At 40.3% G+C, this 12,211-nt stretch carries 12 protein-coding genes; 5 read left to right on the top strand and 7 right to left on the bottom strand.

The annotated features are described in order from the left end of the window. Window positions 1–95 precede the first annotated feature (95 nt). From PT278_RS03535 to PT278_RS03515, 5 genes are all read right to left on the bottom strand, one after another. Window positions 96–1,289 carry an MFS transporter gene (locus tag PT278_RS03535; RefSeq protein WP_277130343.1) on the bottom strand — a complete coding sequence of 398 codons (1,194 nt, stop codon included), beginning with the start codon at window positions 1,287–1,289 and terminating at the stop codon, window positions 96–98. A 23-nt stretch (window positions 1,290–1,312) separates the two neighbouring features. Beyond that, window positions 1,313–2,506 carry an MFS transporter gene (locus PT278_RS03530; RefSeq protein WP_277130341.1) on the bottom strand — a complete coding sequence of 398 codons (1,194 nt, stop codon included), beginning with the start codon at window positions 2,504–2,506 and terminating at the stop codon, window positions 1,313–1,315. A gap of 126 nt (window positions 2,507–2,632) precedes the next feature. Further along, window positions 2,633–3,517, bottom strand: a complete 885-nt coding sequence (locus PT278_RS03525; RefSeq protein ID WP_277130340.1) for a LysR family transcriptional regulator — start codon at window positions 3,515–3,517, stop codon at window positions 2,633–2,635. A 13-nt stretch (window positions 3,518–3,530) separates the two neighbouring features. Continuing rightward, entirely contained in the window at window positions 3,531–4,952 is a 1,422-nt protein-coding gene (locus PT278_RS03520; protein WP_277130338.1) for an aryl-sulfate sulfotransferase, read from the bottom strand. Between the two features lie 24 nt (window positions 4,953–4,976). Further along, on the bottom strand, window positions 4,977–5,279 hold the full coding sequence (locus PT278_RS03515; RefSeq protein ID WP_277130336.1) for a thioredoxin family protein: 303 nt from the start codon (window positions 5,277–5,279) through the stop codon (window positions 4,977–4,979). Window positions 5,280–5,466: 187 nt separating this feature from the next. Between PT278_RS03515 and PT278_RS03510 the strand changes: the two genes are divergently transcribed. After that, window positions 5,467–6,387 carry an FAD-dependent oxidoreductase gene (locus PT278_RS03510; protein WP_277130334.1) on the top strand — a complete coding sequence of 307 codons (921 nt, stop codon included), beginning with the start codon at window positions 5,467–5,469 and terminating at the stop codon, window positions 6,385–6,387. A gap of 25 nt (window positions 6,388–6,412) precedes the next feature. Beyond that, window positions 6,413–7,603: an MFS transporter gene (locus PT278_RS03505; protein WP_277130332.1), complete on the top strand. Its 1,191-nt coding sequence runs from the start codon at window positions 6,413–6,415 to the stop codon at window positions 7,601–7,603. A gap of 68 nt (window positions 7,604–7,671) precedes the next feature. On the opposite strand, the gene PT278_RS03500 is transcribed toward PT278_RS03505, so the two are convergent. After that, on the bottom strand, window positions 7,672–8,361 hold the full coding sequence (locus PT278_RS03500) for a 2,3-diphosphoglycerate-dependent phosphoglycerate mutase (RefSeq protein ID WP_277130331.1): 690 nt from the start codon (window positions 8,359–8,361) through the stop codon (window positions 7,672–7,674). 158 nt (window positions 8,362–8,519) lie between these two features. Between PT278_RS03500 and PT278_RS03495 the strand changes: the two genes are divergently transcribed. The 3 genes from PT278_RS03495 to PT278_RS03485 all read left to right on the top strand — a co-directional run bounded on the left by PT278_RS03495 (window position 8,520) and on the right by PT278_RS03485 (window position 11,305). Further along, window positions 8,520–9,302: a hypothetical protein gene (locus PT278_RS03495; protein ID WP_277130330.1), complete on the top strand. Its 783-nt coding sequence runs from the start codon at window positions 8,520–8,522 to the stop codon at window positions 9,300–9,302. Window positions 9,303–9,464: 162 nt separating this feature from the next. Continuing rightward, window positions 9,465–10,229, top strand: a complete 765-nt coding sequence (locus tag PT278_RS03490; RefSeq protein WP_277130329.1) for a hypothetical protein — start codon at window positions 9,465–9,467, stop codon at window positions 10,227–10,229. Between the two features lie 110 nt (window positions 10,230–10,339). Then, window positions 10,340–11,305: a Gfo/Idh/MocA family oxidoreductase gene (locus tag PT278_RS03485; protein WP_277130328.1), complete on the top strand. Its 966-nt coding sequence runs from the start codon at window positions 10,340–10,342 to the stop codon at window positions 11,303–11,305. 39 nt (window positions 11,306–11,344) lie between these two features. Here the strand turns inward: PT278_RS03485 and PT278_RS03480 are convergent, their stop codons facing one another. Further along, complete coding sequence (locus tag PT278_RS03480) at window positions 11,345–12,187, bottom strand: PfkB family carbohydrate kinase (RefSeq protein WP_277130326.1); 843 nt, start codon at window positions 12,185–12,187, stop codon at window positions 11,345–11,347. Between the last annotated feature and the right edge of the window lie 24 nt (window positions 12,188–12,211).

The following is a 12,211-nucleotide window of genomic DNA, read 5'->3' as shown; positions in this document are numbered from 1 at the left end:
TATATAGCTACTTTTATTATACATTTAATGTGAGTTATTTCACATCAATCTAATTAAAAAAGTCGCTGAACCTTAGCTCAGCGACTTAAAATTATTTAATCACGCACATGATTTGCATCTGGCAAAATCATAATTAAGATCATTGTGGATGCAGTTAAAATGGCTTGAATGGCAAAAGTTACTAAGTAATTTTGCCCAGCAATTGCGGAAATCACAACGGTAAGAACATACGACAATAGCAGTTGCATAGTCCCGACTAATCCGCCGGCACTACCAGCATATTTAGGACCAATTTCTGGAAATTCAGCAACCATCCCTTGCATTAACGGGCCGTTTGCTGCGCCAAATAACCCACCAATTACCAAGTTAGCCATCATTAAACCGCCAGCCGGTGTAAACCAAGTAGCAAAAATCGAAATACCAGCAACTATTCTAGTTAAGACCATGTATGGCTTGGCCCGATTTAGATGATGTGTCACAGCAGGAGCTACTAGTGAACCAATCAAACTACCAATTGTTGCAACAGATGCAATTGCACCAGCTGAAGCAATTGCGATTCCTTTCCCGTTAATTAACGCTTGCGGCAAAATTCCAGTAAAGGACATCGTTGCAGCAGAACCAATCCCGCCAGAGATGCCGACCAGCCAAGTCTTCTTACTTTTGATAACTACTCGCAAGTACTTAGTAACTGGTTCTGACTTAGGAACCGGCTCACCTTTAGGCGTATCTTTAACAAAGATAATCCACAGAACTGTCAAAATTAACAAAACAGTTGATGAAAAAATGTAGGCAGCACTGACACTTGCAAATAGTGAACTAGTCAATTGCGAAAGCGTAATTCCCACACTAGCTGAGGCGAAGAAAATCCCCATTGCAACATTAGTGTCTTGCTTGAACCAAGTACTAAAAATCTTGATGGTATTTGCATTCAATAGTGCCATGTAGATACCAAACATCATGAGCATCAGCATCATTGTAATGAAGTTATGAGCAAACAAACGACCATAAGCACCAATTACTGAGACAATACACCCAATTGTAACAATCTTTTTTGCCCCAAATTTATCTGCCAGCATCCCGCTAGGAATACTTAAAAATACAGCTACCAGCATCGGTGCCATTAATAAACTAGAAAATTGCGCAGGCGAAATATGTAAAGCCGGCATAATTTGTGTGGCTAAAGCAGAAATCTGAAATTGCGTATAATTACTAATCATATCCATTAGTGCAATTATGCCCAAAATTACCCAGCGATAGCTTGATAAAGCCGGAAGTTTTCTTTCATCCATAAATATCTCTTTTCTTCAATTAATTATTTAACGTGGTTTGCATCTGGCAATAGCAAAATAAAGATAACCGCACTGACATGTAATAATGCCTGTAAACCAATAGTCATTACTGGATTGTGACCAGCAATCGCAGAAATTGAAACTGGTACAACATAAGACAATAACATTGAAACAGTTCCACCAATACCACCAGCACTACCGGCATATTTTTGACCAATTTCTGGTAATTGAATCGTCATTCCCTTTAGCACTGGACCAGTCATTGAACCAAATAAGCCGCCAATGGCTAAGTTGGCCATCATAATCAGGCTGCCCGGTAATTGGGTGTTCATGAAAATCATAATCCCTGACAAAATAACCGCAAACAGCATGAATGGCTTTGCCCTGTGCAGTTTACGAATAATTGCTGGTCCAACCATCGAACCAAACAAGGCCCCAATTGAAGCACATGAAGTCATGACCCCTGCTAATCTTGGGTTAACCCCCTTAGCATTAACTAAAATCTGTGGCAGTGTTCCAATAAAGGACATTGAAGCAGCACTAACAATCCCGCCGCAAATACATAGCAGCCAAACGCGCTTGCTTCTTGCAGCAACACCAAAGTACTTCGTAACTGACTCATGTTTGGGCATTACTTCGCCCTTTGGCGTATCTTTAACTAAAATTAGCCACAAGCAGGCAATCACAACAAGTAATACTGAAGAAAACATGTAAGCAGATTGAACTGTTGGAAAATATGCACCGGTAATCTGTGACAGTGTTGTTCCGACCGTACCGCATGCAAACCAAATTCCCATTGCAATTCCTGTATCTTGCTTGAACCAGGTACCTAAAATTTTGGTTGAGTTGGCGTTACCTAAAGACATGTAGACGCCAAACATTAACAAAGCGAGCATCATGGTGCCATAGCTATGAGCATAGAGCCGACCAAAAGCTCCAATAATTGACACAACAAACCCAGTCGCAACAACTTTCTTAGGGCCAAATTTATCACCCAAAGTGCCACCAGGGATACTCAAAAATACGGCCACCAGCATTGGTGCCATCAGTAAACTAGAAAATTGCGCTGGTGTAATTTGCAATTGTGGGATAATCCTAATTGCTAAAGCAGAAATCTGAAATTGAACATAACTACTAGTCATTGTCATCAATGACAAAACTGCTAAGATAACCCACCGATAACTTGACAAAGCCGGCAAACTTTTGCCTTCATCCATAAGCTTCCTTCCTTTCAAAAAATAGTCATCAACTAACAAATTTTTCCCTATTGCCATTTATGCTAGGCAGAAATAAGGACCTAATTCAATACAATTCAGAATTAGGTCCTTACATGTTATTGAATTTTAGTAATTATCAAGAACTGCCTTCTCAATGATTGAGCAAATTTTTTCATCCAAACTTGTAACATTATTTTTGGCTGGATAAATTATTTCAAGCGGAACAGTTGTTTCTTCTTTTAACGGAACCGTACAGATTTGACCAGAACTAAAATAATTATTGCCAATTGATGCTGTCTCTGGCATTACTGTATATCCACGATTGTGGGCCACAGCATTAAAAATAATGTCACGACTTGATAATACATATTGGCGCTCGTGCCCTGCCCAATTTTTATAATCATTGAGAACAAAGCAGGTCAAGCCTTCAACGTCCTTTTCACCAATAGCTGCCTTTTTAGCCAGCTGACTATCCTTAGCTGCATAAACTCGCAGCGGAACATCAACTAGCTTTTTGTGTTGCAAATGCATTTCGGCAATGATTGTATTAAACAAGGCTTCGTCATCTCTGCGCTTACTGCACAAGGCAATATCAACCTTGCCATCACGTAAGTGCTGCAATAATTCCCGCGGTCGTAATTCTTCTGGTGAAATTTCCAACTTAGGAAACTGCTGATAAATTTCGTTAATGATTTGCAAGAAAGTCGTTCCAGAAACCATTGGTACAACAGCCAAATTTACAGCTTTAATGTCTTCATTATTAATCGCAAACCGCTGCAGTTCTTCCACATCACGCTGAATTCTTTGCACAATATGGTAAACTTCCTTACCCTTAGGAGTTAATTTCACGCCCTTACGCGTACGTTCAAAAATCTGAGATCCCATTTCACTTTCAAATGATTTAATTGATTCACTTAATGCTGGCTGCGAAATAAATAGTTCACAGCTTGCTTTAGAAATTGAATGACATTCAGCAACTTTTAGAAAGTATTGTAATTGGACGAGTTTCATGTTTAGCTCCTAATCAAAGTTTATCAACGCAAAATGCAGCACCCTCACCATAACCAGCAGCACCATCAACTGAAACTGTCACATCTTCTTTGAAGTTAGGATCAGCAGCACCAGGAACTTGAAAATCAGCAATCTTTGGCGGCGTAATTGCCTTAGGTTCTTCCTTAGTCAATTGCGGTACCCATTCATAAGGAACTCGATAAGCACGATATACTAAGTAATCCCCAACATAAGGATAAACATATTCCCAAACAACTTCTTTATCTGGTGTGACTTCCAAGAAACGACCTTCAGTACCTTCATCAATTAGAGTATTACCATTTGGTAAACGTTGTGCATCACTAACTAATGGGGAATAGAAATGATGTCCATGGAATGGTGTCTTGCTATCAAAGTCAGTAGTACCAAATGACCAAACAACTTCTAATGTAGTTGGATTAAATTCGATTACTCTTGAAGTATCAACTCTCGTTGTCTTCATTCCTGTCTTTGAAGTCTGGTCAGGCAAACCATAACCGGCCCAGCCACCATTATTAAAGACCATAATATTGCCGGCACCGGGTAGTCCTTTAGGAATCATGTGTGAATGGTGCATTCCGACTAACGGACCAAGTAACCGCAGTGCCAGGCTGGTTGTATAATCTGGACCAATTTGCCAAACAATTTTACCGCTTTCATGGTCAACAATCCACATAATATTTGCTTCCCGAGAATCCATAATAATGTTATTCGGATTAAACCGTTCATCACCCTCATCAAACCAATGGTTAGGTCCTAAATAGCTGGCACAGTTAACGTGGAAAATATCACCTTCACCATGTTCACCACTCTGCTGTGTGTTTGGATCACGGAACATCGCGTTCTTTTCAATATTAGTCAAATGAAATTCACGGAAGTGATCCATAATGTGCCATGACCATAGTTCTTTACCTTCACGGTCAACTTCGAGCAAAACATCTTCAAGCAATAATTGTGGAGAAACCTTACGCTTCTTAACGTTATTATGGGTTAGCAAAAGAACTTTATTAAAGTCTTCCTTCGCATCTTGTCCTGGAACATAATAACCAACTGGATTACCTTCAATTTGATAATCATGGTGCTGACGAGCAACCCAAGCCTTACCTGAATCTTCATCTTCAACTTCTTGGTTATGGTCAAAGCTCCAAACTTTTTTCCCATCCCAGTCAACTTCTGTCAGATCAGCATAATCCTGATAAGCCGCATAACGATCACGACATCTTAATGAACCAAAAATCTTGCCACCAGGAACCATCTTGTTGGGAAAGCCCTGAAAATCTTTCCATTCGTGAACAACCTTACCAGACATATCAATTAAAACAGCACCTACACCAGCGGCATTAAACAATGTATAGCCGCTCCATGCCTTGTCTGGATTGTATCTAACAGTCCCTGTTGGATAAATACTTCTTCCCATTTTGTTCTCCTTTTACTTAATCAATTATGAAAGCATATCTGCATAATCATCTTCAGAATGATTGCCGCTAAGCCGCTTAACTGGCTCACCATCGTCAAACAAAATAACGTGGGGCACACCCTTTAAGCGCAATTTTGCCTGCAATTCTGGGCTCTCTTCAACATCAACGTTGTAAAATGGAATCTCTGAAAATTCATCTTCTAAGTCTTCTACCTTTGGATGAACCTTTTGGCATACTGGGCAGGTCTTCCGCGAAAATAAAATTAAGCATTTTTGACCATCATCTTCGACAACTTCATCAAAAAATTCAGAGTTAATAGTTTTCATAATGAATACTCCTTTGTAACATTATTATTTTTTTCACAATTAAAGTTTAATACAAAAGCGCTTACTTTTGGGTATACGTAAAACTTATACCATATAAGAAAGCGCTATACTATGATGCTTTTGAAAAGTTATATTATAAATCATAGATAATGTGAATAAATTAATTAACAACTAAGGAGAACAGCTTATGGAAGATTACGATGTACTCATTTTAGGTGCTGGTCCAGCGGGATTATCCGCTGGCTTATTCAGTGCACGCTACGGCTTAAAGACAATAATTCTCGAAAAAGATGAAGTTGGCGGCCGTGCTAATCAAATTACAAAAATTACTACTTATCCCGGTATTTTAGAATCATCTGGCGCAGATTTAATCGCTAAAATGCGAGCCCATGCCGAAAAGTTTGGTGCTGTAATCAAGATGCAATCACCGAAATCAATTAAAATTCAAGATGGTTATAAAATAGTCCACACCCGCAAAGTTGATTACAGAGCCAAGACTTTAATTGTTGCAACGGGTATGACACCACGAGTATTAGGTATCCCCGGTGAAGAAGAATTTACTGGGATGGGCGTGTCCTACTGCGCAACTTGTGATGCTGACTTTTACCAAGATCAAAAAGTTGCCGTTGTCGGCGATAATAACGAAGCCATCAGCGAGGGACTATTAATTTGCAAATTCGCCAGCGAAGTTGACGTAATTGTTAATCGGCCTGAAGGTCATCTGACTTGCAGTAAGGCCAATCAAGAGCGTGCTGATAAAGAACCTAAGATGCATTTTATTTGGAATACCGAAGTTGAGGATGTCCACGGCGACATGAATGTTGAGGGACTAAAGGTTAGGAACCTAACAACTGGTAAAGAAACTGATTTGCCTTGTGATGGTGTCTTCTTCTTCCTTGGAATGATGCCCGCTACTGCAATTGTCAAAGACATTGTTGAACTAGACGATCAAGGTTATATGCATGCTAAAGAAGACATGAGCGTTGGCGATCAAGGGATTTTCGCAGCGGGTGACACGCGCAAACGATACCTCAGCCAAGTTCTAACTTCTGCCAGTGATGGCGCAATTGCCGCTGCCGCTGCCCAAAAATACATTGCCACCAACTAGAAGCAACTGACTTCGGAGAAAAATCATGAAAAACATTTCGCACAACAGCATTATGTTTAAGATTTCCGTTTTATCAATTTCACTAGCAGTTATGCTGGCGCCAACTATCTCGCCGGCTCTGCCGTTAATGCATTTTCCAGGCGTCTCCAAAGAGCAGATTGATACTTTATCAACCATTCCTAACCTGGCCAAAATTTTGGGAATTCTGTTCTGCCCTTTCCTTATTCGCTGGATTGGTCAAAAGAAAACTATCTTAATTGGACTGACTGGAATTGTTGTTTTGGGGATTATCCCCTTCTTCAGTAATTCTTACCAAGTAATCCTAATAGCCAGAATTATCGTAGGCTTAGCGTTCGGAATTTTCATGCCGCTATGCACCAGCTTAATTGTTCAATTATATCGGACAGATAAAAATACCATGGCGCACATGATGGGTTACCAAAATACAGTCCAGACTTTAGGTAGTGCTCTTGGGTCATTCACAGTTGGCAGTCTCGTTGCGTGGGGCTGGCATCAAGCCTTCTTGGTTTACCTAATCCCCATCTTGCCAATTGTATTGTTTAGCCTTTTTGTCAGCATTGATGATCCACAAAAAACAACCCAGAAAGAAAGAAGTAAGACCAAGTTTAAATTCACTAGTGAAATGGCATTGATTTGCTTCTTTATGCTAGCAACTTTGGTGTTCTACATGCCGATCAACTTTACCATGCCGCGGTTAATCATTCAGAAGCAGATTGGTTCTGCGAGCACGGCTGCGCTAGTTGCGGGAATTGTTCAAATCGCAACAATGACCACTGCTTCACTATTTGGCTATATGATGAAACATGTCGGTAAAATTATTTTCCCGATTGGGTTCTTGCTAGTTATGATAGGTTACTTTGCTATTTCACAAGCAAATAACATTGTCATACTAATCTGTGCCTTGTTAATTATGGGCATTGGCAACAGCTTCTGTCTGCCATTCATTTACAATTGGATGGCACTTCTAACTAACAGTGATACGGCAACAATGGGACAATCCATTTTAATGATTGCCTTGAATATCGGTACGGTGCTATCGCCCAAAATTGTCAACGGCATTAACCAAATGATGGGCAGCAATGACCCGTGCAACGTCATGATTATCTGTGCCTGTGGCGACTTATGCCTAGCAATAATTGCCGTAATTAATTATGTGTCCAATCGAAGTAAGAAGCATCCACGCTTACAAGGTTAATAATTTTTAAATAAACAAAAAAGAACCACCTCTATTACGAGGTGGTTCTTTTAATTAGGACTAACTAATTAATCCAATTTTTCCTTGTTGGTGACATTCAACTTGTCATCGAAGGTGTAAACAACTGGTTCACCAGTCTTCATTTCCAAGTCCATAATGTCAGCATCAGAAATGTTTTCGATGTACTTAGTCAAAGCACGCAATGAGTTACCGTGAGCTGCAATAATGACATTCTTACCAGCCAACAAGTCTGGCGCAATGTGGTCTTCCCAGAAAGGCATAACTCTGCCAAGGCAGACCTTCAAGTTCTCAGTCCGTGGAATAATGTTCGGGTCAAGATCAGCATAACGACGGTCATGTACTTGACTGAATTCTGAATCATCTTCAAGCTTTGGTGGCAAAACATCGTATGACCGACGCCAAATGTGCACTTGTTCATCGCCGTATTTTTCAGCAGTTGCCTTCTTGTTTAAGCCTTGTAAACCGCCGTAATGACGTTCGTTAAGCCGCCAAGACTTAGTTTCTGGAACCCAGAGTTGATCGCTTTCTGCCAAAGCATAGTGCAGGGTCTTGATTGCACGAGTTAAAACTGAGGTATATGCTTGGTCAAATTGCAGACCAGCTTCTTTAATCAATTTACCCGCATTTTTTGCTTCTTCGACACCTTTTTCTGATAGGTCAACATCAACCCAGCCAGTAAATTTATTTTCAAGGTTCCATTCACTTTGTCCGTGACGGATTAAAACTAATTTCGACATGAAATATCTCCTTTGCAAATTAAATGTTTCACTTACTATTTTACACATTTCGTTTTTATTTTCATAGGGTTTACTATCAAAAATCATTTTTTAGCTAACGATTTTACGATACAATAGGAGTAATTAATTATTATCAGAAAAGAGCATGTTCACATACTATGAAATTCAAAAAAATAATCATTGGTCTTAGCCTTGCCGCAGCCTTAATTGTCGGCGGCTGTTCTAAAAAACAAAAAACTAGTGAGCCGATCCTAACTAAAACTCAGGTAATTAACGCCTCACAAAAAACGTTCAAAAGTGGTCAAGTTAAGCAAAATGTCACTTTGGGTAATGACACATCTAAACAAGTTGTCGTTACTAATGCCGTCTTTGGCGGCAAGCCAACTATCTTCCACATTAATTACCAAACGCAGGTCAAGGGCAAGAACCAGACTTCAGAGCAGTGGGCTGACAACATGAACCACCTCTACTTCAACGGTCAAAGTTCCTGGTACAAGGCCAACCTCGCTACTACCACCGGCCACTCTTATGCCGACCTAGTTGACGCGGTCTTTAACAACGAGATGCTAATGGATCCGCCAGCTGCCTTAACTAAGAGTTATAAAATGACGCGCAGCGGCAATACTTACAAATTAACAGCCACAATCACTGACCCCAAAGTTATGCAAAAGGCTGTTGCCCCGGTCTTTACAACCGATACTCAAAGTCCCAAGCAGTTAAAAGCCTATCAGAAACTTGAAAAAGCCGGCAAGTTCCAGGATATGACCGTTAAATTAGTGGTCAAAAATGGCAAATTGTACTCTTTCAATTACCTTGTTAACATTAATTTAGACAAGGTAATGAAACTGAGTGTTAGCCAAAGCTATGGCAACATGGGCAAACAAGACTTCCTGAAACTACCAAGCAATGCTCTAGGCGCAAAACCTTTACCTAAAAAATAATTTATTTAGACTACTTTCTTTAATAGAAGTGGTCTTTTTTAATGTGACGACAGTTTTAATCAATTATAAATTAACAGTTGCTTATCCAAATAATAATCTGTATAATGCAATTATATATATAGAATAGTGTTAGTAAATATCAAACTAATATGAGGTAAAATCATGAAATTTAAAAAAGCTGTCATAACTTTATTAGCCGCTATTGGTCTTGGCACTCTCGGCGCTAGCGCAACCCAACCTGTTGCTGCCAGCACCAGCAAAGCTGATGTCATTAAAGTTACCGAGAACGATTTATCTAAGGCTGATGATGCGCAAGCAACGATTAAGTTGGGTCTCAAAGCAGGTAAAAAGCAAATCAAGTTTAATATCGCAATGACAATGGGAAACAAGCCAACAGTTGTCCACGTAATTGCCAACAGTAAGGCCATGTCAGGTAATGTAGAAGCCTGGATGGACAGCGGCAGTGGCAAGATTTATAGCTTAGACGGTAAAAAATGGCTCAAAGAAGACATGTCTAAGGAAGACCAAGCTTCCTTTAATGACACAACCCAAGATAAACCCTCTCCTACTTTTTACAAGAAACTAGCTAAGAAAGCTAAGTTAACCCACTCTGGTGACTCTTACACCGTTAGCGGCAAAGTTACCGACCAAAAGTGGCTCAATAAGTTCCTTCTTGCAATCGCTAAGGATGCAAAATTGAGCAAAAAAGAAATAAAATCTCTGAAAAAGGTGAAGCTGAGCAACATTAGCGTTAAGATGACCACATCTAACGACAAGTTAACTAATTACCTAGTTTCTACCAAAGTAAGCTTGACTAAGAAAATGTCTGTTACTTTGAGCATGAACATGTCAGAGTTTGGCAAGCACAGTGACTTAGCTGTCCCTAGCGAGATTGTCAATTCTGCTACACCAGCTCCTAAGGATTAATTAACAATAAAAAAAGATGCCGCAAACAAGCGACATCTTTTTTTATTGTCCAAATTGAATTATGTTAACATAAAAGTAGTTAAAACCAGGTTTTAGATGGAGGCTTATCTATGAAATTAGGAATTGTCGGCAGCGGCAAAATTGTCCATGACTTTTTAACAACCGCAAACAAAATTGACCACTTAGAACTAACTGCAATTTCAACTACTCAGCGAAGTAGGCAGATTGCACAAGATTTAGCCCAGCAATATGGCATCAAGAAGGTCTTTACTAATAACGCCCAGCTCTGTAATGATCCTAACGTCGATACCGTTTACGTGGCAGTCCCTAATTCCCTGCATTATGAAGTCGTTAAGCAGGCGCTTGAAGCTGGGAAAAATGTGATTTGCGAGAAGCCATACATGGCAACAGCAGCTCAAGCTCATGAACTCAAGCAAATTGCGGATACACATCATGTAATTATCGTTGAAGCAATTACTAACATTCACCTCCCTAACTACAAGGCAATCAAGCGCGTTCTGCCTAAAATTGGCCCAGTTCACATTGTGTCGCTCAATTACACCCAATATTCAAGCCGCTATGATAATTTCTTAAAAGGGATCATTGAACCGGTCTTTGATCCCGCTAAGGATGGCGGCACCTTGAAGGATCTGAATATTTATAACATTCACCTCGCCGTCGGCTTATTCGGTAAGCCCGACCACGTTCAATATTGCCCAGTTATGCAACAGGGAATTGACACTTCTGGCATTTTGAACCTAACATATGCGGACAAACAGGCAACTCTGGTCGCAGCCAAGGACTGTTACGCAACCCCACGTTCCTTTATTGAAGGTGAAAAAGGCTCTATCTACTTTGATGGTTCCACCGGCGTAATTGATAGTTTCACCGTTGAATTGCGCACAGGGGAAACCAAGCGTGTTAACTTAAACAAGTTCGATCACAGAATGGCGAGTGAATTCACCGACTTTGTCAACATTATTGATAATCATGACGTCACTACTGCTAACGAACTATATAACCACAGCATGACTGTCATGGACGTCCTGGCTAACGCCGTTAAATCAGCCCAATAACAAACATCTAGTTAACCACCAATCGGCTAACTAGATGTTTTATTTTGGCATAGTTTGCTTAATTAAATATGCTAAAGCTGAACTGATGTCCATCCCATACCGCAATTCTTCCTGCTTGCTCGTCTTATTAGCCGCGATTGCCAAATGCGTTGCCGTAGTTGCTATTTCAATTGCCCTAGGTAAAGTGAAGCCCAAATTAAGTAAACCTGCCAAACTCGCCGCGAATAAATCACCCGCACCATAAAAATGCCCAGCAAAATATTCTTGACTACTATATTGCAGCTGCCCCTGCTCAAGATAGCAGCAGCCAATCTGCTTACCGCGCCGAATGCCGGTTACTACCACTTGCAAATCAGGATTAGCCCGACTAATTACTGTCTTCATGGCCTGCACTAAGTCTGCATTACTAGTAGTCACTTTTCTAAAACCAGACAATAAACCAAGTTCCGTCAAGTTCGGCGTAATCACCGTTGCAGTCGCCACTAACTGCCTCATCGCTGCTATATCTTCTAAAGTTAATTCAGGGTACAACTTGCCATTATCCCCTAGCACTGGATCAACAATTATCTGCTTAAAATTGCCCTTGCGGATATTTTCAACCAAGAGCTGACATGTTCTCTGGCTGCCAAGATATCCGGTTAATAATGTCGCAAAATTTAGATCTGGAATTTTCTCCCAATGAGCCAATGCTTGCGGCAAAAAGCCCGCCAAATCTACCATTTGCGGCTTGCCAAAGCCTTCAGTCTGCGTTGACAAAATCTGTGTCTGCAGACTGCCATACTTAATCCCCAATGCACTCATGACACTAATTGCCGTAGTTGTAGAAATACCGCCAATTGCCGAGTAATCTTCAACCAGTAATAATTTTTGCTTTGATTTCATTTTTTCACTTCATTCAGTAGTTTA

It is taken from the genome of Lactobacillus sp. ESL0703 (assembly GCF_029433435.1).
Lineage (GTDB): Bacteria > Bacillota > Bacilli > Lactobacillales > Lactobacillaceae > Lactobacillus.
The sequence above is the reverse complement of the archived record's forward strand: the minus strand, read 5'-3'. Positions and strand labels throughout refer to the sequence as shown.